The sequence below is a fragment of the Rahnella variigena genome (assembly GCF_003610915.1).
Classification (GTDB): Bacteria; Pseudomonadota; Gammaproteobacteria; order Enterobacterales; family Enterobacteriaceae; genus Rahnella; species Rahnella variigena.
Genome location: NZ_NSDJ01000001.1, coordinates 1,800,855 through 1,822,258, shown reverse-complemented (window position 1 = coordinate 1,822,258; position 21,404 = coordinate 1,800,855). Strand labels below are relative to the sequence as shown.

The following is a 21,404-nucleotide window of genomic DNA, read 5'->3' as shown; positions in this document are numbered from 1 at the left end:
TTTCTGACATTTTATCTGGGTTTTTGGGCTCAGACTGGTTTTAGGAAAATGCCCATATACAAAAACGCACTCCCACATCTAATATATTGTTATAAAAGAAATTACATTATTTCAATTCACAAAGTTTTAATTCTAACACTTCCTTATTTTTCTTTTTTTATTTAATTCAATCCGGTCACAAGGATATCAATATGATCAATGAAGGGCGGCTGCTCAGTCAGCATGGCTTTGCCAAAGCCAACTCTTGGATCACTCTGGTCCTGTCTGTGCTTTTGCTGGTAGGCGGTGCCGTGCAAATCGCTTTTTTCCTCGCCTTCGGCCATACCGCTAACGGGCTGCATAGCGTGGTGTTATCTGCCTTGCTGAGCATTGCGCTCGGTGTCGTACTTATTTTACTGAGACGTTTGATTCGACCGAAACAGGTCTATCAGCTTCATGAAAATGGTATTTTGGTTATAAGCCAGCTAGATAAAAAGAACCGGTTTATTCCGTTCGACAGAATTTCAGATATATACCGTTTCAGAACGGGCAAATATACACGTCGCATTTTAAATACGATGATGTTCCGTGAGGAAAATAGCAAAACATGGCACCGGATCACACCGAATATTGCTAGTTCAGAACGCCTGATTGATGTTATTAAGAATGAGCAACTGATGTTCCGTGGCCCCTGGGCTTTAAATACGCTGGCGCAGGGCGGAGACATTCTTTTTACCTGCATGGTAAATTCGCACTGCGGATTGAAACGGTTTATCGGCTCTAACCTTCTGACAATGAACGAGAAAAGGATCCGGTTGAGTGCATTAATGCTGACCACCGATGAAGGGAAGACCATACCAGTTGAAGACATTCAGTTTATCAGCGGCGGGAGCAACAGCCCGTTAATCAGATTGCTTGATAAACACGGCCGGATTTTGTTCTCTGTTGCCTATACTTCACTCTCCAGTGCCGATCTTTTCATCGCCCTGATTGAGCATATGATTCAAAACCGGATCCCGGTCAGAAACTAAAAATGCCACTGGCTCGTCTGAGTCAGTGGCATTTGTTTTCGCATCGTTCCGGGTAGCACTACAGAAATCAGGTATTACGAAGGAAGCTCGTTATCCGCAGAATAACGGAATGCGTTCGGCGGTAATCCCACCTGCAAAACCACCGGCTGATAACCCGATTTACCGTCGACTTTTGCCGCCAGTGCTTTGGCGATGATAAAGCCCAGACCGCCGCCCAGCAAGGCACCGATCACTGCGTACATGTCTGCTTTAAACAGAGCCTGCAGTATTCCGCCTCCGGCAATCACCCCAAACAGCGGTGTCATATAGACCAGAAATGCAGAGCGCAGCAAACTGCCCTCAGGTATTCCCAGTTCAACTTTTTGCCCCGGTTCCAGGGGCTCAGCAAAACTGACCTGAAGATTATGGCCAGTCTGTGGTCCCAGTTCATTCAGCACCCGGGCACCACAACCTGAACGCGAATGGCAGCTACTGCAACCCGACTGCGTTTCACAGCGCAGTGATGCAATACCGTTTTGCCACGACACCACAGTGGCCCATTCTTTCATCATAAAATCACCCGGATTTATTTAGCCAAAAGTCATTTGGCAGAGAAAACAATGCTTTCAGCAATACGTTTTGCTGTGGAAGGCGGCAATTCACCGACGACAGTAATCTCATTACCGTTACGAACTTCCGTTTGTACGGTTCTTCGCCCTTGTCTGATCAACTGCTCAGAAGGACCGTTAGTTGTAGCACTGATATTGACAGAGAAGCTGAACAATCCGTCAGTGTACAAGCGGGATTCTATCGTGACTGGCATATTTGGCAAGCTTCTGCGACTGCTCGCCACTTCAGCTACACCCGCCGGAAGCCATTTCACTTGCCATCCAAACTTAATCGGCTCAGAAGCAGGCAACGAAAGTACCGGCGGCAGATTGGCTTTCTCAAGATCAGCAAGAGCCACTATGACTTGATTACCATCATCAAAGCTGATGACCCTGAACTGTTCCAGCGTTTCGCCATCGCGATCTAATAAATCCACACGCATTGGCAACTTAGTCTGCTCATCAATCCAGATAACATAGCTGAACCTTGTGCCATCACGCGAAACCACGCGGATCACCTGACTCAGACGGTCTGCGGCACGCGCGCGACCTACGGCGATGAAATCATAGTATTTTGACAGCTGGGAGAAATCGCTGAATACAATGGAGGGCAGGGAATCAACAATATGATCGCCATCCAGAGTAAAAGGCTGAAGCCCGGTCTCGAAGTAGCTGATGTCTTTTCCGCGCTGGACAATTTCACGGCGCGGACCATCCATCAGTACCAGTTGAGCGAGCGAGGATTGATTAGAAACAGCATGACGATAGCGAAAGGAATCAATCCCTTGCTTCGTGATGTTGATAAAACCCATTTCATAATTCAGCGACTGACTGGCTTTACCCATCCCTTGTAATAACGCCTCGGAAGTGGGATCTGCCGAGGCGATACTTGGAGTAAGCAGGCTGCCCGTCACTAAACAAGCGGCAAACCAAAATTGCTTCATTACTGCGTTTGCGTTCCTAAAGACTGAGTTCCTGGGACCTGAACAGCGGCTTGCTGTGGAGTAACAGGTTCGAGCTGAAGTTGCTCAGAATGCAAGCGGCGTTGCAGTTCGTAATCCTGCAACATAGCATTGATACGCTTACGTTGCTCCTGCACATTTTGTTGTTGTTGCCCGCTGGTGGTATTGCCTTCATTTGGCACGCCGAAGCTGACCGGAGAGGCTTTACCCATCATTGGCAAAGTATTAAATGCTGGTGTTTCCGGAGAAGCGCCCGATGCGTCAGGCTGGTTATAGTGCTGCACACCGACAATCACAGCCAGCGATACGCAAGCAGCTACGCCAACCTGAGTCAGCTGGCTCGCCCAAGGGCGCACCTTCTGCCAGAAAGGCATTTTTTGCCAGGTATGAGGCTGAGGCTGCGATTCTGTTGCGGAACCCGGCACCAGTTTAACCGGCTCGTTTGCCAGCGCTGCGGCCACACGGTCTGCGATATCCAGATGCACCACATTCCCAATATCACCGCGTAAGGTATCGCGGATCAAATGATAACTCTGCCAGTCTTGCTGAAGCTTGGGATCTGTTGATAAAGAACTCAACAGTTCAGAATCAATGGCTTCACCATCCATCAGAGCGGAAAGCTTTTCTTTCTGCATGCCTAAGTACCCTTCCTGTGTCCGTCATCTCTAACGCTGGATGAGCGGTTGAACCTTGTTATCAATTGCTTCCCGGGCACGGAATATACGGGATCTTACCGTACCCACCGGACAATCCATGATGGAGGCTATTTCTTCGTAGCTCAATCCATCTAACTCCCTTAAGGTGATCGCCATGCGAAGATCTTCAGGAAGTGCTTCAATAGTACGGAAAACTATCTGCCGTAATTCTTCAGACAACATTAAGTTCTCAGGGTTCGAAATTTCTTTCAGGGCACCGCCACTTTCGAAATTCTCGGCTTCGTTCGCATCGACATCACTGGATGGCGGACGACGCCCCTGAGCGACCAGATAATTTTTCGCTGTGTTGACTGCAATACGATACAGCCAGGTATAAAAAGCACTGTCGCCGCGGAAAGATTCCAGCGCACGATACGCTTTGATAAAAGATTCCTGAACCACATCAGGCACATCGCCTTGTGGCACGTAGCGGGATACAAGGCTCGCTACTTTATGCTGGTAACGAATAACCAGTAAATTGAACGATTTTTGATCACCCTTCTGGACCCGCTCAACCAGAACTTGATCGGCTAACTGCTCGCTCATCCGAGGTAAAATCTCCCCAAAACTATCTCCGCGCTTAGAATCGTACTGCCAGCTTTCATCATTTTATTCCTGAGCAAGTACTGCTTGGAGTTCACATGGAACGATTAGTTCCACATCGCCATTGTTTTTTCTATTGAAGTCTTAAGCCCGTGGCTTTTGCACGGAGGTTTAGGCTAACATGAATTTCCCTCTTCTTCTGCAAACATCATACGTTATGCAACCTTCATCTGAATTTGTTAGCGATGTATTGATAATCGGAAGTGGCGCTGCGGGCCTTTCTCTGGCTTTGCGACTTGCAGACCACTGTCACGTCACTGTTCTCAGTAAAGGCCCCCTCAACGAAGGCTCTACGTTTTACGCCCAGGGCGGTATTGCCGCCGTTTTCGACGAAGCAGACAGCATTGCCTCACATGTTGATGACACATTAATTGCCGGCGCAGGCTTATGCGATAAAGAAGCTGTTGAATTTATCGCCAGCAATGCACGTCATTGTGTGCAATGGCTGATCGACCAGGGCGTCCTGTTTGATACCGAAACCAACGCGAGCTCAGAAGAGCGTTATCATCTGACACGCGAAGGCGGTCACAGCCACCGTAGGATCCTGCATGCTGCTGATGCTACAGGTAAAGAAGTAGAGACTACGCTGGTTGGGAAAGCAAGGGCGCACGCCAATATTTGCGTGAAAGAACGCTATAATGCCGTTGATTTAATTACCTCAAGCAAACTTGGATTACCGGGCACTCAACGCGTCGTCGGTGCCTATGTCTGGAACCGCGACAAAGAGCATGTTGAAACACTGCGCGCCAAAGCCGTTGTTCTCGCCACAGGCGGTGCCGCTAAGGTGTATCAGTACACCACTAACCCGGATATCTCTTCAGGCGATGGCGTGGCCATGGCGTGGCGTGCAGGTTGTCGGGTTGCCAATCTGGAATTCAATCAGTTCCATCCGACCTGCCTCTATCATCCTCAGGCGCGTAACTTCCTGCTGACCGAAGCGCTGCGTGGCGAAGGTGCCCTGCTCAAACGTCCGGATGGCACGCGGTTTATGCCTGATTTCGATGAACGAGGCGAACTGGCGCCGCGTGATGTTGTTGCACGTGCTATCGACCATGAAATGAAGCGTCTCGGTGCTGACTGTATGTATCTCGATATCAGCCATCGCCCGCCGGAATTCATTAAGCATCATTTCCCGATGATTGATGAAAAGCTGCAATCGCTGGGCATCGACCTGACCAAACAGCCCATTCCGATTGTGCCGGCTGCGCATTACACCTGCGGCGGCGTGATGGTAGATCAGCACGGTCGTACCGATCTCGATGGTTTGTATGCGATTGGCGAAGTCAGTTATACCGGTCTGCATGGCGCTAATCGTTTGGCTTCTAACTCACTGCTGGAATGCGTGGTGTATGGCTGGTCGGCAGCGGAAGACATTATTAAGCGCCTGCCTCATGCCAAGCTGGCAAAAAACATTCCGCAGTGGGATGAAAGCCGGGTGGACAATTCCGATGAACAGGTGGTTATCCAGCATAACTGGCATGAGCTGCGCCTGTTTATGTGGGACTACGTGGGAATTGTGCGTACAACGAAACGCCTGGAGCGCGCACTGCGCCGCATTATGACGCTGCAACAGGAAATTGACGAGTATTACGCCAACTTCCGTATTTCCAATAATCTGCTGGAATTGAGAAATCTGGTGCTGGTAGCTGAACTGATCGTCCGCAGTGCGCTGGAACGTAAAGAAAGTCGTGGCCTGCATTACACGCTCGATTATCCTGATTTACAGGAAAATCCGCAGCCCACTATTTTGCAGCCATAGGTTTACAATATTAGTTTCGAAAGAGTGCGAAGGAACGCACTTTTCGGCCCCTCACCTTTTGCCCCGTTAATAATTCAGATAAAAATCGGTGATCAGCGTGCAGAACTCTTCGCTGTAAACACCTTCCGATTTCCGCAATGCCAGTTCCTCATCCGTGCGTTCAACAAATTGCCTTGATAATGTCAGCAGCAAACGGTTAAGCGGTTTTTCCGGCCGATCTCGAACGGCCATGCGGCACGCACTGAACCAGCCGTTCTGGTGAGCCAGCGTTTCAAATGCCAGACCGATGTCATAGGGCAGAACAACGCTGAACAACCCTTCCGGCGCGATCAGCATCTGCGCGCATTCCAGCAGCGCTTCATGTGTCAGGGTTTCTGTGTAACGTGCAGCATTACGGGCTTCATCGCGGCAGGCAACGGCTGATTCAAAATAAGGCGGATTGCTGACAATCAGATCATACTGAGCAGGGTGTTTTTGCGCGTACTCATTAATATCCTGCGCATAGACAGACAATCTATTCGCCCAGACTGATTCGCGGAAATTTTCAGCTGCCTGTCCGGCGGCCGCAGGTTCCAGTTCTACGGCATCGATAACAGTGTCAGATTCGCTGCGCTGTGCCAGCATCATGGCAATCAGACCGCTGCCGCAGCCAATATCAAGAACACGTCGTGCCTGAGTGACCGGCGCGGTCGCACCCAGCAGAACACCGTCTGTGCCAACTTTCATCGCGCAACGGTCATGTGCGACGAAAAACTGTTTAAAGGTAAAACCATTGCGCCGTAAAGGCTGTGCGGAACTGACTTCTTTTGTCACTCATTTCACCGTAATAACGCCAGCCAGCAGGGCCGGGAACGAAAACTGTCGTAGCATAGGGCAAAGAGAAGCAGAGTAAAAGCCACGCAAACCGCTTAAATAGGTGAAGATCGCGTCTAACACGTCTATAATCGGCGCCCCAAGTAGAGGTAGACCATGACTGTAACCACTTTTTCCGAACTCGAACTCGATGAACGCCTGATTGAAGCCCTTGGCGACAAAGGCTATAGCCGTCCTACTGTCATTCAGGCAGAGGCCATTCCGCCAGCAATGGACGGACGCGATGTGTTGGGTTCGGCTCCTACCGGCACCGGCAAAACAGCGGCGTTCCTGCTGCCTGCATTGCAGCATTTGCTGGATTTCCCGCGTAAGAAATCTGGTCCGCCACGAATTCTGATCCTCACGCCAACCCGCGAACTTGCTATGCAGGTTGCTGAACAGGCGCGTGAGTTAGCCAAACATACCGAACTGGATATCGCGACCATCACTGGCGGCGTGGCTTATATGAACCATGCCGAAGTGTTCAGCGAAAACCAGGATATTGTCGTTGCGACAACCGGACGTTTGCTGCAATACATCAAAGAAGAAAACTTCGACTGCCGCGCAATCGAAACGCTGATCCTCGACGAAGCCGACCGCATGCTGGACATGGGTTTTGCGCAGGACATCGAAACCATTTCTGCAGAAGCACGCTGGCGCAAACAGACGTTGCTGTTCTCCGCAACGCTGGAAGGGGAAGCCATCCGTGAATTCGCAGAACGCATTCTGACTGAGCCGGTAGAAATCGAAGCCGACCCGTCACGCCGCGAACGCAAAAAGATCCTGCAATGGTATTACCGTGCCGACGATCTGGCGCATAAAACTCAGATGCTGATCCATTTGCTGAAACAGGAAGACGTCACTAAATCGGTGATCTTCGTGCGTAAGCGCGAGCGTGTGCATGAACTGGTTGCCTGGTTACGCGAAGCAGGGATTAACTCCTGCTATCTCGAAGGCGAAATGGTACAGGTTAAACGTACCGAAGCCGTTAAACGTATGGTCGAAGATCGCGTTAACGTGCTGGTTGCCACCGACATCGCCGCGCGCGGTCTGGATATCAACGACATCAGCCACGTCTTCAACTTTGACCTGCCGCTGACCGCTGATATCTATCTGCACCGCATCGGCCGTACCGGTCGTGCTGGCCGCAAAGGCACCGCGATTTCCTTCGTGGAAGCGCATGACCATCTGCTGCTCGGTAAAATCGGTCGTTACCTGAATGAACCACTTAAAGCGCGCGTACTGGAAGGCTTCCGTCCTAAGACCAAAGCACCTAGTGAAAAAGTGACCGGTAAGCCATCGAAGAAAGTGCTGGCGAAACGTAAAGAGAAGCAGAAAGCGGATCAGGAAAAATCGAAGGTGAAAGTGAAAGTTCGCCATCGTGACAGCAAAAACGTCGGCAAGCGCCGCGTTAAACCTGACGCAGCCAAAGACGCCTCCTAATCAGGCCTGATTTGATGCAAAGAAAAACCGCCCCGAAAGGCGGTTTTTTTATTCCTGCTATTACCTGAAAACTGAAACGCTCAGAGGCGCTTACAGGCTTTCAGTGAAAGTACGGGTAATCACGTCACGCTGCTGTTCAGCAGTCAGTGAGTTGAAACGTACCGCATAGCCAGACACACGAATAGTCAGCTGTGGGTATTTTTCTGGGTGCTTAACCGCATCTTCCAGCGTTTCACGACGCAGGACGTTAACATTCAGGTGCTGACCACCTTCAACGCGCACGGTCGGCTGAACTTCCATTGGCACTTCACGGTATTCAAACTTGCCAAGATCGCTGACAGCCACAATCTGGTCTTCCGCAAAACCCGCTTTTGCACATACACAGCGAGCTTCTGCTTTTTCATCATCGAGCAGCCAGAAAGAGTTTTTCAGCGCTTCGTTGTCGGTTTTAGTAATTTGGATCCCGGTGATCATATGTTGCCTCCAAGTTGGCTACGATACTGTTAATTGATTGATGTCAGGCTGAATCACAACCTGTTTTCCTGTTGTCAGATATAACAGTAGAGCACCCTGCATTCTTTGATAAATATCAATCTTTTCCCTGTGGGTATTTCTTACCCTCGGCATATTTATGTTTTATATCAATTTTCTCAAGGCGCCTGATTAAATTATTTTTGTAAATTATCAACAAATTTTGCATAGAACGTTAAGTCGCAGATAAACATCAGCAAAAGCGCGTGTGGGTTTCACTCAGCAGAATGAGCAGGTAAGCTACTGCCAGTTTAAAATTACCTTCAAAAGGAGAGCGTCAATGTCCACTACTCTCACCTGGCATGACGTGATTGGTCAGGAAAAAGAACAACCCTATTTCGTTGATACATTGAAGTTTGTCGCGGCAGAACGCGCGGCAGGCAAAACCATTTATCCGCCACAGCAGGATGTGTTCAACGCCTTTCGTTCTGCTGAACTGGCAGACGTCAAAGTGGTGATCCTGGGTCAGGATCCTTACCACGGCCCCAACCAGGCTCACGGATTATCATTTTCTGTCCGTCCGGGTATCCCTGCCCCGCCTTCTTTAGTGAACATGTATAAAGAACTGGCCACCGACATTCCCGGCTTCGTACGCCCGTCTCACGGCTATCTGCAAAGCTGGGCCGATCAGGGCGTGCTGCTGCTGAATACGGTTTTGACCGTCGAAGGGGGTCAGGCGCACTCACATGCCAAACTGGGCTGGGAAACCTTTACCGACAAAGTTATTGCCGCGCTGAACGAAAATCGTGAAGGAATTGTCTTTTTGCTGTGGGGCTCTCACGCGCAGAAGAAGGGTAATATTATCGACCGCAACCGCCATCATGTTTTGAAAGCGCCGCACCCTTCTCCGCTTTCTGCGCATCGCGGTTTTCTGGGATGTAAACATTTCTCACAGGCGAATGCCTTACTGGAACAACAGGGTCTGGCACCGATTGACTGGGTGCCGGTATTGCCTGAACAGGCATAAATGCGACCTGAACAGGCATAAAAAAGAGGCACCCGCGAAGGTGCCTCTTTCGTTATATCAGTCTGCTAAACACAGAATCAGGCTTTTGCTTTGGAAACCGCAACCATTGCAGGGCGTAACAGACGGCCATTCAGCGTGTAACCCTTTTGCATCACCATCATCACGTGATTAGGTTCCAGCTCTTCAGATTCCATCATCGTCATCGCCTGGTGCAGTTCCGGATTGAAAGGCACGTGGATATCGCTCACCACTTCCATACCGAACTTACGCACAGCATCCAGCAGAGATTTCAGGGTCAGTTCGACGCCTTCAATCAAACCTGCCAGTTCTGAATTGGATTTATCCGCCAGATCCAGAGCACGTTCCAGATTATCGATAACAGGCAGCAGCTCGCCGGAGAATTTCTCCAGAGCAAATTTATGCGCTTTCTCGATATCCAGTTCGGTGCGACGACGGATGTTTTCCACTTCCGCTTTCGCACGCAGCAAGCTGTCACGCTCGCGCTGCTGGAGTTCTTTCAGCTGTGCTTCCAGTTCAGCAATACGTTCATCGCGCGGGTCAACGACATCTGCCGCCTGGGTTTCCGCTTCCGCTTGCAGCTCTTGTTCCTGATTCAGTTCTTCAGAGACTTGCTCGTCAGGTGTCTTATGTTCTTTACTACTCATGAATCTCTCCGCGTTTTAGCATTAATCTTGCTACTTGGCTTATTATGGGGATCAAAACCGGGGTTTCAAGGTTTGGTTTTTAATGAAACCGGTCATAATGCAGGGGTCATCACACCCTGCTGAGGATAACCACAGCGATGAATAAAAAATTTGAGTGCATTGGGATTGTCGGACACCCTCGTCATCCTTCGGCACTTGCCACCCATGAAATGCTTTACCACTGGTTAATCTCAAAAGGATATCAGGTCATTGTTGAGCGACAGGTGGCGCAAGATCTAGCCCTTGAAAACGCTACGACCGGCAGTCTGGCAGAAATCGGCAAACTGGCCGATCTGGCCGTTGTTGTCGGCGGTGACGGTAACATGCTGGGCGCCGCACGCGTTCTGGCACGCTATGACATCAAAGTCATCGGCATCAACCGTGGCAATCTCGGTTTTCTGACCGATCTGGATCCGGATAACGCTTTGCAGCAACTCGATGACGTTCTGCAGGGCGAATACATCAGCGAACAACGTTTCCTGCTGGAGGCCATGGTACGCTGCAAAGACCAGCAATGTCGCGTGAGCACCGCTATCAATGAAGTCGTCCTTCATCCGGGAAAAGTCGCACACATGATTGAATTTGAAGTCTATATTGACGACAAATTCGCCTTCTCCCAACGTTCGGACGGTCTGATTATTTCGACACCAACCGGTTCTACCGCCTATTCACTATCAGGTGGCGGTCCGATCCTGACGCCGACGTTAGAAGCTATTGCGCTGGTGCCGATGTTCCCGCACACACTTTCTGCGCGCCCGCTGGTTATTAACAGCAGCAGTACGATTTGTCTGCGGTTCTCACATATGAGCAATGACCTTGAAATCAGCTGTGACAGCCAGATTGCCTTGCCGATCCAACCGGGTGAAGAAGTGGTCATCCGCCGCAGCGAGTTCCACCTGAATCTGATCCACCCGAAAGACTACAGCTATTTCAATACATTAAGCACAAAACTCGGATGGTCAAAAAAACTCTTCTGATCAGACAAAAATAATTCGCCAGCCCCTTTACTGTATATAAAACCAGTTTATACTGTATGTAATTACAGGTCTGTTGTTATGTACAGGAAGGTGATCATGCTGGCGCAATTAACTATCAGTAACTTTGCCATTGTCCGCGAATTAGAAATCGATTTTCATGCCGGTATGACGGCAATCACCGGTGAAACCGGTGCCGGTAAGTCCATCGCTATCGATGCGCTCGGGCTTTGCCTTGGCAGTCGCGCAGACGGCAGCATGGTGCGCCTGGGCGCCAGTCGTGCCGATATCTGCGCCCGCTTCACTCTGGCTGATACACCTTCTGCAAAACACTGGCTGGCAGAAAACCAGCTCGACGAAGGGCAGGATTGCCTGCTGCGCCGTACCATCAGCAGCGACGGCCGTTCCCGCGGTTTCATTAACGGCACGCCCGTGCCTTTGTCACAGCTTCGCGAGTTGGGTCAGCATCTGATCCAAATTCACGGACAACACGCCCATCAGCTTTTACTCAAGCCTGAGCATCAGAAAGATCTGCTCGATGCTTATGCCGATCAGCCCCTGCTGTTGGCTGAAATGCGCAAAGCTTACCAAAACTGGCATCAGAGTTGTCGTCAGCTGGCGCAATATCAGCAGCAAGTCAGCGAGCGCGAATCGCGCCGTCAGTTGTTGCAATATCAGTTGAAAGAACTGAACGAATTCGCCCCTCAGGCCGGTGAGTACGAACAAATTGATGAAGAATACAAACGTCTGGCAAACAGCGGACAGCTGCTTTCCCTGAGCCAAAGCGCGCTATATCTTCTGGCCGATGGCGAAGAGCAAAACATTGTCAGTTTGCTTTATACCGCACGTAATCAGCTGACTGAACTGGCTGAGCTCGACAGCAAAATGAACGATCTGATCGTCATGCTCGACGATGCCTCCATTCAGGTCAGCGAAGCCAGCGATGAACTGCGCCACTACAGTGAACGTCTGGAAATGGATCCAAACCGCTTATACGAACTGGAACAGCGCCTGTCCCGCCAGATGAATCTTGCACGCAAGCATCATGTCAGCGCAGAAGAACTGCCAGAATTGCATCGCCAGTTGCTTGAAGAACAGCAGGCACTGGATGATCAGGAAACCAATCAGGCAGAGCTGAGCGAAGCGGTACAGCGTCATTATCAGCAGGCAGTAGCGGTTGCTGAACAGTTGCATGAAAAACGCCAGTATTTCGCCGATGAACTCACACATCTGATTACGCAAAGCATGCAGGCACTTTCCATGCCACACGGTAAATTCAAGATTCAGGTGCAGTTTGAACCAGAACACCTGAACATGGAGGGGGCTGACCGTCTGGAATTCCAGGTCACCACTAACCCGGGTCAGCCGCTTCAGGCGCTGGCCAAAGTAGCCTCCGGTGGTGAGCTTTCCCGTATTGCACTGGCGATCCAGGTTATTACGGCGCAAAAAATGGAAACTCCGGCGCTTATCTTCGATGAAGTTGACGTTGGCATCAGTGGACCCACGGCAGCCATTGTTGGCCGGTTGCTGCGCCAGTTAGGTGAATCAACGCAAGTTATGTGTGTGACTCACTTACCACAGGTTGCAGGTTGCGGACATCAGCATTATTTTGTCAGCAAAGAAACCGACGGCGAAGTGACAGAAACGCAAATGAACCGGCTTGATAAAAAGGCGCGTTTGCAGGAACTGGCGCGTCTGCTGGGCGGAAGTGAAGTCACCCGAAACACGCTGGCCAATGCAAAAGAGCTGCTCGCTGCGTAAAAAGCTCAACTTTTTTACATTTAAGCGGTCATACAGGTGCCCCGCAAAGGTTTCAAACTGATGAAAGGTCTATTATCATCGGCATCTTATGCCCTAAAGGAATGTAATGACTATGCGCTGTAAAACGCTAACTGCCGCCGCTGTAGCTCTTGTAATGCTTACTGCGGGCTGTTCCACTCTGGAAAAGGTGGTTTATCGGCCTGATATCAACCAGGGGAATTACTTATCTCCTGCGGATGTTCAAAAAATTCATACCGGTATGACTAAACAACAAGTTGCTTATGTTCTTGGCACGCCGATGCTGCACGACCCGTTTGGCAGTGATGTTTGGTTCTACGTGTTCCGTCAGGAGCCAGGCCACGAAGGTGTAACACAGCAAACATTGACGCTGACCTTCAACCAGGCGGGTGAACTGACCAATATCGACAACAAACCGAAGTTGAGCGATCAAAAATAAATCGCCCCGGTGTGATGGTCTCTGGTAACTACCAAAAATCATCTTTCAGGGTAAAAAAATAAGGCGCCTGAGGCGCCTTATTTTTTAGAACGTTCGGCGCGAATCCGCCGTAACTCTTTCGGGTCAGCAATTAATGGCCGGTAAATCTCAATACGATCTCCGTCATTTACCGTATCGGCAAGTTTTACCGGGCGGCTGTAGATACCCAGTTTATTCTGCTTCAAATCGATATCACTGCGTAACTCAAGCAAACCGGAAGCCTTGACCGCCTGCTCCACGCTGCTCCCTTCTTCCAGTTTCACCGTGCGCAGGTACTGACGTTCCGGCAGTGCATAGACGACTTCAACGCGGATCTCAGACACTGTAAACCTCTTTTGCGCGCAGCGTGAACGCCTGAACCATACTGCCTGCCAGTTCTTTAAAGATTTTTCCGAACGCTAACTCAATCAATTTATTGGTAAATTCGAAATCAAGGCTAAGCTGAACTTTACATGCGTCGGGGCTAAGTTCGATGAAATCCCATCCTCCGGTCAGTTTGCGGAAAGGACCATCAACCAGCTGCATATCAATGCGCTTATTGCTGATTAACGTATTTTTGGTTGTAAAAGTCTTACTGATGCCCGCTTTCGAAACATCAACGGCGGCGGTCATGGACGTATCGCTGTTTTCTAAAATGCGGCTGCCGGTACAACCGGGCAGAAACTGCGGATAAGCATCGACATCATTAACCAGGGTGTACATCTGCTCCACGCTGAAGGGTACAAGCGCAGAACGACTTATCTGTGGCATATCATTTTCCAGGTGTCATAAAACGTACAGATAATACCATTTATCCGCGCGGTAATAAAAACTACGAAGCACAGCTCGCCACAAACAGCAAAAACACCCCACTCTGACAGCGTGGGGATTTCATTCGGCATCGCTTACAGTATAATAAGTATCACTATGACAAAGAAAAAAGCACATAAACCCGGTTCCGCGACTATCGCGATGAACAAACGCGCTCGCCATGAATATTTCATTGAAGATGAAATCGAGGCGGGGCTTGCTTTGCAGGGATGGGAAGTCAAATCGATGCGCGCTGGTAAAGCAAACATCTCTGACAGCTATGTCACATTCCGCGACGGTGAAGCCTATTTATTTGGCGCAACCATTCAACCTCTTAACGTGGCGTCGAGTCATATCGTCTGCGACCCTACCCGTACGAGAAAATTACTGCTGAAGAAGCGAGAATTAGAAACGCTTTTCGGAAAAGTCAGTCGTGATGGTTACACCGTCGTGGCGCTTTCCTTGTACTGGAAAAATGCCTGGTCAAAAGTGAAGATCGGACTGGCTAAAGGTAAGAAAGAGCACGACAAGCGCGATGACATTAAAGATCGTGAATGGAAAGTAGACAAAGCACGTATCATGAAGAATTCAAACCGCTAAGTCTCTGGCTTAGCGTGTTCTTTTTCTGGTATACTGCGTAATAGTACTTGGGGCTGATTCTGGATTCGACGGGATTTGCGAAGCCCAAGGAGCATGCCGAGGGGCGGTTTGCCTCGTAAAAAGCCGCAAAAAAATAGTCGCAAACGACGAAAACTACGCCCTAGCAGCTTAATACCCTGCTTAGAGCCCTCTCTCCCTAGCCTCCGCTCTTAGGACGGGGATCAAGAGAGGTCAAACCCAAAAGAGATCGCGTGGACACCTTGCCTGGGGTGAAAGCGTTAAACCCAATCAGGATAGTTTGTTAGTGGCGTGTCCATCCGCAGCTAACCGGCGAATGTAAAGATTGGACTAAGCATGTAGTGCCGACGGTGTAGTAATTTCGGACGGGGGTTCAAATCCCCCCAGCTCCACCAAATAATGATCCGGTTATTACCAGATAAGTCCGGAGAAGTCCTGAAAGCCCGCATCCCTTCTAGGTTTGCGGGCTTTTTTGTGTCTGTAGAAGTCCGAGAAGATCCGCCTGAAACCGGCGTCTATTGGTATACGAATTGGTATACGCTAAGATATATACTAATAAACGTATACCAATTAGGGAAGATCCTTGCATGGCGCGGACTACACGCCCCCTCACCCACACCGAAGTACAAAAAGCCAAAGCCACCGATAAAGATCTCACATTGCATGACGGTGACGGACTCTTTCTCCTGGTCAAAACCACCGGCAAGAAAATTTGGCGCTTTCGCTACCAGGTGCCTGGCACTTCAAAACGCACCATGATTAGCCTCGGGGCTTATCCTGCTCTTTCACTGGCTGATGCCAGAGAAGTGCGTGCAGAAAAGCTTGCGATGTTAGTCAGAGGGATTGACCCGCAAGCAAGAGCTGGTGAAGAAGCAGAGAAGCTCCAAATTGCTCAGGAAAGTATTTTCGTAAATGTGGCACGTAAATGGTTCGAGCTGAAACAAAGTCACGTCAGCGCTGACCACGCTAAAGATATCTGGCGTTCTATTGAGAAAGACATCCTGCCCAGTATTGAAAATGTTCCTGTACAGGAGCTAAAGGCTCGCACCCTGATTCAAGTTTTAGAACCAATTAAAGCGCGGGGAGCATTGGAGACTGTCAGGCGTTTGGTGCAACGCATAAATGAGATAATGATTTATGCCGTCAATGTTGGGTTGATTGAGGCCAACCCTGCTTCAGGAATCGGTAACGCTTTTGAACGCCCGAAGAAGCAGCACATGCCCACAATACGCCCCGAAGAACTGCCCAAGCTAATGCGCACCATTTCGATGAGCAATTTATCAATACCAACCCGCTGCCTGCTTGAATGGCAGTTACTGACGTTAATACGCCCTGCCGAAGCATCGGCAACAGCCTGGTCAGAGATCGATATAGAGAATAAGCAGTGGTGTATTCCGGCAGAACGTATGAAAGCAAAGCGCGACCATATAGTCCCGTTGTCGGAACAAGCCTTAGAGTTGTTGGAAATCATGCGTCCAATAAGTGGTAATCGTCAGTACGTTTTCCCTAGCCGCAATGACCCACGTAAGCCTATGAACAGCCAAACTGCGAATGCAGCATTGAAACGTATCGGGTATGGGGGAAAGCTCGTTGCCCACGGCCTACGTTCTATCGCTAGCACAGCCATGAATGAAGCAGGATTCAACTCTGACGTAATAGAGGCAGCTTTAGCGCATAGTGATAAAAATGAAGTTAGGAAAGCCTACAACCGTTCTACATATATTGAGCAAAGGAAAAAGCTTATGACGTGGTGGGGAAATGAGATTTATGTTTAAAACTAACATCCGTTAGTTGTCTAACTTTGACAATACGTAATTAAATTTTTTTCTTCAAGGGGTTATAAATGGATTTTATTGATGAATTTGAAGATGTTATAAAAGCAGGTGTCAATGGTAATATTGATGGAACATTATTGAACGCAGATAAAGATTTTATCTATGAATTTGCAGAAACCTTAAACTTAGTCATAAGATACTATTTTAGATATGACGGTAAACCTAATGAGAATTTTTCATTTATTGCAAATTCATCTTTAAGTGGTGGTAGTTTCCCATGTGCTGCTTCAGAGTGTAGATTAAACAAACTTGATCAACTTGCATCATTTTCCTCATTATATTCAGATGAAGTTTATATTCAGAACCCGTTCGAAGAGATTGTTCTAAGGGGACGTGGGGGCATTAACTTAACAGCAAGACATGAAATAATATCTGGGATATATAATTACATCTATCTAAAACCACTAATTAAAAGAGGGATAATTAAATACGCCCAGAACATGGTTTCACTTTGTAACAATCATCGTATTAATCTTGCTGAGCCAATTGCTAAAAAAATACAACAAAAAGAGGATAAACTTTATAATTTACTACATGATTTTTTGCTGGATACTTGCGAGGTCACACTATCATTAACGCATGATAAAAAACCGTTTTTTGAAATAAAGAGCTCCACAGAGTTTATAGAACATGGTGTTTCATACTTTCATCTTATGGAGCCATTTGGCGACTACATTGATCATCTATGCACCAAAGAAATGCCGTATGTATTCACAAAAAATGAAATAAAAAACGAGCATATTTTAAGATTGATAATAACCCCTCTAATAAAGGATCTTTCAGATCAAGAATGGCATTCAGCTTTCTATGGAACATCATACTTATGCGATAATCAGATTCAAATGGATATAGCAAGTAAATTAAACAACCCAGTTTACAAGGCCAATTCAACTTCATTCAACCAAGCTTTAAAACATTATTTGCCTTCTATTAAAAGCAGAAACTTAGAATATATTCTAGATCTAAGAAACAGAGAAGAAGAAGCTTTTAATGTATATAGAGACAAGATAAACACAATGTTTAGGAAGAGCGCTGACTGGAATCAAAAAGATATATCCGATGCTTTTAGAGATCAAATACTTCCAGAAATACATATCATTGAGAAGAAAGTTAAAGATTGGAAAGAAAAGACAAGGAGTGGAATTAAAGACAAATTAATAATAGGTACGGGTACGGTTTCATTTGGGTTATATTCTGGCATATTGCCACACGATATTAGCCATCTTCTTGCAGCGGTAGGTGGGGGAGCCGCTGTTGTAAGCACCCTAATTGATTATAGTAAGACCCTAAAGGGTAAAAATGAAGCACGCTCAAACGATTTTTACTTTCTATGGCAGGCTAAGAAATAACCCAAGTAGTACACTACCACCATCGCGCGCGCAGTTCTCCCCGCCTGCCCGCAGCTGACTTAGCTCGCTGGTTTTAATGCATGGAGTAAAGCCTCTGAAAGCCAGTGTAGCAAGGGGTTTGAGCCATTTTGAGCGCTTTGCATTGCATGCAAAACCATGCACCCTATGCATGCACGGCTCATAAGTACAGGCTAGCCAGAGAAAAGGCTGTAAGGAGGGACGGTTTGCACTGCATTAATGAAAAATGCCGCCTTATTCGAAAGCGGCACTTGAGATTATTTTTTGGGAATCGAAAGCGAGCCGAAATTTATATTTTCTGCCTCATATTTTCTCTTTTTACGATTTTACTGACACTTTCATTTGTTTTAAATGCGCATGAGCATGCCAGCCTGGTGCACTGATAATAAGCCTCCTTTGTCTGTTCGGTGATATAACGGCTTGTGCGAATGTGAGAAACAGAGCTGCAAAGCGGGCAGCGCATCATTTGCTGTTACTCCTTCTTTGAAGCAGCACGCTCTGCCAGCTTACGTGCAAGTAACTCCCTTTTTATAGGACTTTGTAATAGCGCTTCATCGACGCCAGGCAACGCAGGGGAATATATCCCTATTTTCTCCAGCACTGGTTCTGCATCCATCTTGAACTGCCCTATGCGAGCCGCACCGACAAGCGCGCTCCCAATTTCACTGCTGATAATTTTAGCGGGCTCAACATAGTGACCCATTTGTGTTTCCTGATAACTGACGTTGGATAACGCCAGCACTTTCAGCTTTACCGCACGAACTAGCGCTGGACTGAGATTATTGATCGCCAGTCGCCACTGATGGTCAGCATAGGCATTTAGTGCGCTGCGGTGTGCACTAATCAACTTCTGCCCCGCACTGGCACACCCCAACATTGCCGACTGCTTTTCGACATTTAATTCCTCAATCAGGTCATCAAACTCTTTGACTAATCCCTGCTGAACTGCCCGCTGACTGTGCGCGTTCTTGAGCTCGTCGGTCATAATCCCGCGTGACTTGCGAAAACGTGAACGCCAGCTAACTTCATTCTCTTTAATTTCGCTGTTCGCCGTTTCTTTTTCCTGGGCGCATCGCGCAATCGAACTTTCAATTTCATCAAGTACCTGCTTTTTCTTCGCAAAGACCGCTTTGGCCTGCTCAAAGTGTTGGATATCGCCTTCAGCGTTTCCTGATGATGGTTTTTCGTTGTGACCGGCTTTGACCTGAAGAAAGTCCTGGATAACGGCTTCGACGGTTTTGGTTGAATCGGGTTTCATGGCATACCTCAGCAATGTGTTGTCAATGTGAGGGTATTGTGGGGAGGCTGGCACAACATTTCTATTTGATGGCGTTTGGTCAGCGCTGGTACAACGGGCCGGAAGGTAAAGAACACAAGTGAAGAGAGTTTAGATTTCTATAAATACTATTCACCACTGTTCACTTTCAAATATAAAGTAGTAAAATCATTAAGTTAAGTAGTGAACACCTAACATCTAGGTATTCACTCACTGTTCACTACTGTTCTCTTCTACAAAAGCCCTTTTTCTGGCTAGCCAAAAATAAATTAATCTTTTTTTCCTATTAGAAATGAGTTTATTAATAACCAAAACCACTCAATCATTGTTTGGTAAATAACCAGCATGTCACTGGAGGCATTTGTAGGCAACTGTAGGCAGTTGGTCTCACGCCGCCTCGTATTATCTGAAAAAACAAGCATTTTTTTTCAAGGGATTTGAGCGCAAGACCTTGTTGCCAAACGCAAAAATATTCTCAAAATAGAGGGCTACTTAACGAAACCGCCGGTACTGGTCGCGTCCAGCCGGATACAAATATGAGGTAGCACAATGCTTTCCACTGCTCAAAATACGCCCCCGTCTTCTGCCCCTGTTATGCCACCCGCGTACCCACGCGATCGCTTTATGCGACTGCCTGAAGTGATCCACACCACCGGCCTGTCCCGCTCAACCCTGTACGACTTAATCAGCCGTCAGCAATTTCCTGCCCAGATTTCTCTCGGTGGCAAGAATGTGGCCTGGCTGGCCTCCGAGATTGAGAGCTGGATGAATGACCGCATCGCCGCACGCGCTCAGGAGACAATGCAATGATTTCTCTGTCTGTCGGTCATCATAATATCCAGCTCAATACACAAGAGGCGGCCTATCTGGCTGAAGGCCTGATGGCTGCCGCCTGCGGGAGAAAGAACCCTTTGCCTGCATTTACCAGCAATACCCTGGGCGTGTTATCCGTGACAGCCGAAAGCGTTAGTTCTGAGGATGATTCACACTTCCGATCAAATCCGCAGCAGTCCGATCAAGTCCTGACCGATTGCTAAGGAGAAAAGGCTAATGATTCAAAAAAGGCTTTTCTCTGGCGAGCCCCTGCTCTATAGTTTTTGTGCTGCCGCAAAATCGGCAGCCGGGCGTGGAAACCCGAGTTTAACTATGGCGACACAACACGCGCCTTGCGTGTTTTTTTATGTCGCGGCCTTAGCGCACCTGTTATCTGCTCAGTGGTTTCTTAACCGCTGTGCTCATCAAGCAATGGTGGCTCAGGCGGGGCAGCCTTCGGGCTGGCCGGTTTACATAGTTACCGGTATTTCCACCCCCGTCTGGGCTACCACCCATAAGCGTGGAAACTTCGGTGGTAGCTGTAACCAGCTAACTATGGAGGCCAATATTTTGGCTACTGCCCTCGCATCCTTACATCCTAAATTTACGTTCCTGTTCGCCGCCGTTCGCCGTGCTGAACCTAAAGCGCCGATTTGTATGCTGCGCTCCGCCGCTGACAATGAACATTCTGCCCGTCGCCAGTTTGCCCGCGACTATGTGCTGTGCTTTGCCGGTCGCCTGCCCGCTCAGGAGGCCGCATGAATAAGCTCGCCTCCTTCTATTTCCCCAACACCCATTACCCTATTCCGCATGCTGATTTCCTGCGCCTACAACACGCGCACAACGTCGGCGTGATGTTCCTCGACATGCTTGATACACAGGACACCTTCGGGCATGTACCCAGCGGCGATCAGCTGAATTCCATGGCCTCCGTTGTTGCGCTGCTGACTGACCAGCTTGGCAAAGTGGTAGACACCTGCGAGACCGCCATAAAAACGCAAATGGAGGATGTCTACGAATGAATACGACTCAGCAATCCTGCCTGCCGGTTGAAGTGCTCACAGCCCTCTACCGGCGCGCCCTGGCACAGGCTTATCTCGATGCCTGTACCGCCTACGGCGTTGAAACCGGCTACTCGCTTGATGAACTGCAAATGACCATCGCGAAGGAAGTCGAAAGTTACTACGTCCGCCAGCACGGCGCAAAGCTGGGTATGGACATCGCCTGCGCCATGCTCCGCGATATGGTGCAGCCCGATATTCTGGTAGCGCAACCCCGCCTGACACAGCTGGGAGAATCCATGATGGACGAGCTGTTCCGGCCTTGTCTTCACACCACTCCTGAAACCACGCTGCACTAACA

26 protein-coding genes and 1 other RNA gene are annotated in these 21,404 nt (G+C 48.6%); 16 read left to right on the top strand and 11 right to left on the bottom strand.

The genetic code is table 11. From position 1 onward, the window contains the following. Positions 1 to 191 precede the first annotated feature (191 nt). On the top strand, positions 192 to 1,010 hold the full coding sequence (locus tag CKQ54_RS08350) for a DUF6585 family protein (RefSeq protein ID WP_120160867.1): 819 nt from the start codon (positions 192 to 194) through the stop codon (positions 1,008 to 1,010). 74 nt (positions 1,011 to 1,084) lie between these two features. Here CKQ54_RS08350 and rseC read toward each other — a convergent pair whose 3' ends face one another. The 4 genes from rseC to rpoE are packed head-to-tail and all read right to left on the bottom strand — an operon-like array spanning position 1,085 to position 3,800. Further along, positions 1,085 to 1,561, bottom strand: coding sequence for a SoxR-reducing system protein RseC (rseC, locus tag CKQ54_RS08345; protein ID WP_120160869.1), 477 nt, complete (start codon positions 1,559 to 1,561; stop codon positions 1,085 to 1,087). A gap of 29 nt (positions 1,562 to 1,590) precedes the next feature. Beyond that, positions 1,591 to 2,541, bottom strand: coding sequence for a sigma-E factor regulatory protein RseB (rseB, locus tag CKQ54_RS08340; protein ID WP_113876190.1), 951 nt, complete (start codon positions 2,539 to 2,541; stop codon positions 1,591 to 1,593). Next, the gene (gene rseA / locus CKQ54_RS08335) at positions 2,541 to 3,194 is read right to left on the bottom strand and encodes an anti-sigma-E factor RseA (RefSeq protein WP_120160871.1); all 654 of its coding nucleotides are present in this window, start codon (positions 3,192 to 3,194) and stop codon (positions 2,541 to 2,543) included. The genes rseB and rseA overlap by 1 nt, the downstream gene beginning before the upstream one ends. A 30-nt stretch (positions 3,195 to 3,224) precedes the next feature. Then, positions 3,225 to 3,800 carry an RNA polymerase sigma factor RpoE gene (gene rpoE / locus CKQ54_RS08330; protein WP_095924881.1) on the bottom strand — a complete coding sequence of 192 codons (576 nt, stop codon included), beginning with the start codon at positions 3,798 to 3,800 and terminating at the stop codon, positions 3,225 to 3,227. A 214-nt stretch (positions 3,801 to 4,014) separates the two neighbouring features. Between rpoE and nadB the strand changes: the two genes are divergently transcribed. Beyond that, complete coding sequence (nadB, locus tag CKQ54_RS08325; RefSeq protein ID WP_208644586.1) at positions 4,015 to 5,616, top strand: L-aspartate oxidase; 1,602 nt, start codon at positions 4,015 to 4,017, stop codon at positions 5,614 to 5,616. A gap of 66 nt (positions 5,617 to 5,682) precedes the next feature. On the opposite strand, the gene trmN is transcribed toward nadB, so the two are convergent. After that, complete coding sequence (trmN, locus tag CKQ54_RS08320) at positions 5,683 to 6,429, bottom strand: tRNA(1)(Val) (adenine(37)-N(6))-methyltransferase TrmN (RefSeq protein WP_120160875.1); 747 nt, start codon at positions 6,427 to 6,429, stop codon at positions 5,683 to 5,685. 156 nt (positions 6,430 to 6,585) lie between these two features. Between trmN and srmB the strand changes: the two genes are divergently transcribed. Next, positions 6,586 to 7,911 (top strand): ATP-dependent RNA helicase SrmB, encoded by a 1,326-nt coding sequence (gene srmB, locus CKQ54_RS08315; protein ID WP_112288178.1) that lies wholly within the window; start codon positions 6,586 to 6,588, stop codon positions 7,909 to 7,911. A 90-nt stretch (positions 7,912 to 8,001) separates the two neighbouring features. Here the strand turns inward: srmB and grcA are convergent, their stop codons facing one another. Beyond that, complete coding sequence (grcA, locus tag CKQ54_RS08310; protein WP_112288177.1) at positions 8,002 to 8,385, bottom strand: autonomous glycyl radical cofactor GrcA; 384 nt, start codon at positions 8,383 to 8,385, stop codon at positions 8,002 to 8,004. 337 nt (positions 8,386 to 8,722) lie between these two features. Here grcA and ung point away from each other — a divergent pair, with 337 nt between their 5' ends. Further along, entirely contained in the window at positions 8,723 to 9,409 is a 687-nt protein-coding gene (ung, locus tag CKQ54_RS08305; RefSeq protein WP_120160877.1) for a uracil-DNA glycosylase, read from the top strand. 77 nt (positions 9,410 to 9,486) lie between these two features. Here ung and grpE read toward each other — a convergent pair whose 3' ends face one another. Further along, a complete protein-coding gene (grpE, locus tag CKQ54_RS08300) occupies positions 9,487 to 10,074 on the bottom strand; it encodes a nucleotide exchange factor GrpE (RefSeq protein WP_120160879.1) in 588 nt (195 codons plus the stop codon). Positions 10,075 to 10,211: 137 nt separating this feature from the next. Here grpE and nadK point away from each other — a divergent pair, with 137 nt between their 5' ends. The 3 genes from nadK to bamE all read left to right on the top strand — a co-directional run bounded on the left by nadK (position 10,212) and on the right by bamE (position 13,305). Beyond that, positions 10,212 to 11,090 carry an NAD(+) kinase gene (gene nadK / locus CKQ54_RS08295; protein WP_112288174.1) on the top strand — a complete coding sequence of 293 codons (879 nt, stop codon included), beginning with the start codon at positions 10,212 to 10,214 and terminating at the stop codon, positions 11,088 to 11,090. Between the two features lie 96 nt (positions 11,091 to 11,186). Next, the gene (gene recN, locus CKQ54_RS08290; protein ID WP_165353133.1) at positions 11,187 to 12,848 is read left to right on the top strand and encodes a DNA repair protein RecN; all 1,662 of its coding nucleotides are present in this window, start codon (positions 11,187 to 11,189) and stop codon (positions 12,846 to 12,848) included. Positions 12,849 to 12,960: 112 nt separating this feature from the next. Then, positions 12,961 to 13,305, top strand: a complete 345-nt coding sequence (gene bamE, locus CKQ54_RS08285; protein ID WP_112288172.1) for an outer membrane protein assembly factor BamE — start codon at positions 12,961 to 12,963, stop codon at positions 13,303 to 13,305. Between the two features lie 77 nt (positions 13,306 to 13,382). On the opposite strand, the gene CKQ54_RS08280 is transcribed toward bamE, so the two are convergent. Next, positions 13,383 to 13,667 (bottom strand): RnfH family protein, encoded by a 285-nt coding sequence (locus CKQ54_RS08280; RefSeq protein WP_120135277.1) that lies wholly within the window; start codon positions 13,665 to 13,667, stop codon positions 13,383 to 13,385. After that, complete coding sequence (locus CKQ54_RS08275; RefSeq protein ID WP_013576738.1) at positions 13,660 to 14,094, bottom strand: type II toxin-antitoxin system RatA family toxin; 435 nt, start codon at positions 14,092 to 14,094, stop codon at positions 13,660 to 13,662. Before CKQ54_RS08275 ends, CKQ54_RS08280 begins: the two co-directional genes overlap by 8 nt. A 156-nt stretch (positions 14,095 to 14,250) precedes the next feature. Here CKQ54_RS08275 and smpB point away from each other — a divergent pair, with 156 nt between their 5' ends. The 4 genes from smpB (at position 14,251) to CKQ54_RS08255 (ending at position 17,935) form a co-directional block, all read left to right on the top strand. Then, positions 14,251 to 14,733, top strand: coding sequence for an SsrA-binding protein SmpB (smpB, locus tag CKQ54_RS08270; RefSeq protein WP_112288217.1), 483 nt, complete (start codon positions 14,251 to 14,253; stop codon positions 14,731 to 14,733). Between the two features lie 49 nt (positions 14,734 to 14,782). Beyond that, positions 14,783 to 15,146: a transfer-messenger RNA gene (gene ssrA, locus CKQ54_RS08265) on the top strand. 192 nt (positions 15,147 to 15,338) lie between these two features. Continuing rightward, positions 15,339 to 16,526, top strand: a complete 1,188-nt coding sequence (locus CKQ54_RS08260) for an integrase domain-containing protein (protein WP_120160881.1) — start codon at positions 15,339 to 15,341, stop codon at positions 16,524 to 16,526. A 68-nt stretch (positions 16,527 to 16,594) separates the two neighbouring features. Then, complete coding sequence (locus tag CKQ54_RS08255) at positions 16,595 to 17,935, top strand: hypothetical protein (RefSeq protein WP_120160883.1); 1,341 nt, start codon at positions 16,595 to 16,597, stop codon at positions 17,933 to 17,935. Positions 17,936 to 18,242: 307 nt separating this feature from the next. Here the strand turns inward: CKQ54_RS08255 and CKQ54_RS08250 are convergent, their stop codons facing one another. Then, entirely contained in the window at positions 18,243 to 18,416 is a 174-nt protein-coding gene (locus tag CKQ54_RS08250; RefSeq protein WP_244220253.1) for an ogr/Delta-like zinc finger family protein, read from the bottom strand. 9 nt (positions 18,417 to 18,425) lie between these two features. Next, entirely contained in the window at positions 18,426 to 19,211 is a 786-nt protein-coding gene (locus tag CKQ54_RS08245) for a hypothetical protein (protein ID WP_120160887.1), read from the bottom strand. Positions 19,212 to 19,778: 567 nt separating this feature from the next. Between CKQ54_RS08245 and CKQ54_RS08240 the strand changes: the two genes are divergently transcribed. Genes CKQ54_RS08240 through CKQ54_RS08220 form a run of 5 tightly spaced genes read left to right on the top strand, consistent with a single transcriptional unit; the run spans position 19,779 to position 21,402 of the window. Beyond that, on the top strand, positions 19,779 to 20,039 hold the full coding sequence (locus CKQ54_RS08240) for a helix-turn-helix transcriptional regulator (RefSeq protein WP_120160889.1): 261 nt from the start codon (positions 19,779 to 19,781) through the stop codon (positions 20,037 to 20,039). Then, the gene (locus CKQ54_RS08235; protein WP_120160891.1) at positions 20,036 to 20,266 is read left to right on the top strand and encodes a hypothetical protein; all 231 of its coding nucleotides are present in this window, start codon (positions 20,036 to 20,038) and stop codon (positions 20,264 to 20,266) included. Before CKQ54_RS08240 ends, CKQ54_RS08235 begins: the two co-directional genes overlap by 4 nt. 13 nt (positions 20,267 to 20,279) lie before the next feature. Then, a complete protein-coding gene (locus tag CKQ54_RS08230) occupies positions 20,280 to 20,804 on the top strand; it encodes a host cell division inhibitor Icd-like protein (protein WP_120160893.1) in 525 nt (174 codons plus the stop codon). Then, entirely contained in the window at positions 20,801 to 21,064 is a 264-nt protein-coding gene (locus CKQ54_RS08225) for a hypothetical protein (RefSeq protein ID WP_120160895.1), read from the top strand. The genes CKQ54_RS08230 and CKQ54_RS08225 overlap by 4 nt, the downstream gene beginning before the upstream one ends. Beyond that, a complete protein-coding gene (locus CKQ54_RS08220; RefSeq protein WP_120160896.1) occupies positions 21,061 to 21,402 on the top strand; it encodes a DUF5375 family protein in 342 nt (113 codons plus the stop codon). The genes CKQ54_RS08225 and CKQ54_RS08220 overlap by 4 nt, the downstream gene beginning before the upstream one ends. The last annotated feature ends 2 nt before the right edge of the window (positions 21,403 to 21,404 follow it).

Coding starts and splice junctions, on each gene's coding strand:
- srmB (WP_112288178.1), top strand. CDS start 6,586: ATGACTGTAACCACTTTTTCCGAACTCGAACTCGATGAACGCCTGATT.
- CKQ54_RS08260 (WP_120160881.1), top strand. CDS start 15,339: ATGGCGCGGACTACACGCCCCCTCACCCACACCGAAGTACAAAAAGCC.
- CKQ54_RS08240 (WP_120160889.1), top strand. CDS start 19,779: ATGCTTTCCACTGCTCAAAATACGCCCCCGTCTTCTGCCCCTGTTATG.
- CKQ54_RS08275 (WP_013576738.1), bottom strand. CDS start 14,094: ATGCCACAGATAAGTCGTTCTGCGCTTGTACCCTTCAGCGTGGAGCAG.
- CKQ54_RS08230 (WP_120160893.1), top strand. CDS start 20,280: ATGATTCAAAAAAGGCTTTTCTCTGGCGAGCCCCTGCTCTATAGTTTT.
- rseC (WP_120160869.1), bottom strand. CDS start 1,561: ATGATGAAAGAATGGGCCACTGTGGTGTCGTGGCAAAACGGTATTGCA.
- nadB (WP_208644586.1), top strand. CDS start 4,015: ATGCAACCTTCATCTGAATTTGTTAGCGATGTATTGATAATCGGAAGT.
- grcA (WP_112288177.1), bottom strand. CDS start 8,385: ATGATCACCGGGATCCAAATTACTAAAACCGACAACGAAGCGCTGAAA.
- CKQ54_RS08235 (WP_120160891.1), top strand. CDS start 20,036: ATGATTTCTCTGTCTGTCGGTCATCATAATATCCAGCTCAATACACAA.
- CKQ54_RS08225 (WP_120160895.1), top strand. CDS start 20,801: ATGAATAAGCTCGCCTCCTTCTATTTCCCCAACACCCATTACCCTATT.
- nadK (WP_112288174.1), top strand. CDS start 10,212: ATGAATAAAAAATTTGAGTGCATTGGGATTGTCGGACACCCTCGTCAT.
- smpB (WP_112288217.1), top strand. CDS start 14,251: ATGACAAAGAAAAAAGCACATAAACCCGGTTCCGCGACTATCGCGATG.
- CKQ54_RS08220 (WP_120160896.1), top strand. CDS start 21,061: ATGAATACGACTCAGCAATCCTGCCTGCCGGTTGAAGTGCTCACAGCC.
- CKQ54_RS08255 (WP_120160883.1), top strand. CDS start 16,595: ATGGATTTTATTGATGAATTTGAAGATGTTATAAAAGCAGGTGTCAAT.
- CKQ54_RS08250 (WP_244220253.1), bottom strand. CDS start 18,416: ATGCGCTGCCCGCTTTGCAGCTCTGTTTCTCACATTCGCACAAGCCGT.
- rpoE (WP_095924881.1), bottom strand. CDS start 3,800: ATGAGCGAGCAGTTAGCCGATCAAGTTCTGGTTGAGCGGGTCCAGAAG.
- CKQ54_RS08245 (WP_120160887.1), bottom strand. CDS start 19,211: ATGAAACCCGATTCAACCAAAACCGTCGAAGCCGTTATCCAGGACTTT.
- CKQ54_RS08350 (WP_120160867.1), top strand. CDS start 192: ATGATCAATGAAGGGCGGCTGCTCAGTCAGCATGGCTTTGCCAAAGCC.
- recN (WP_165353133.1), top strand. CDS start 11,187: ATGCTGGCGCAATTAACTATCAGTAACTTTGCCATTGTCCGCGAATTA.
- rseB (WP_113876190.1), bottom strand. CDS start 2,541: ATGAAGCAATTTTGGTTTGCCGCTTGTTTAGTGACGGGCAGCCTGCTT.
- grpE (WP_120160879.1), bottom strand. CDS start 10,074: ATGAGTAGTAAAGAACATAAGACACCTGACGAGCAAGTCTCTGAAGAA.
- ung (WP_120160877.1), top strand. CDS start 8,723: ATGTCCACTACTCTCACCTGGCATGACGTGATTGGTCAGGAAAAAGAA.
- bamE (WP_112288172.1), top strand. CDS start 12,961: ATGCGCTGTAAAACGCTAACTGCCGCCGCTGTAGCTCTTGTAATGCTT.
- rseA (WP_120160871.1), bottom strand. CDS start 3,194: ATGCAGAAAGAAAAGCTTTCCGCTCTGATGGATGGTGAAGCCATTGAT.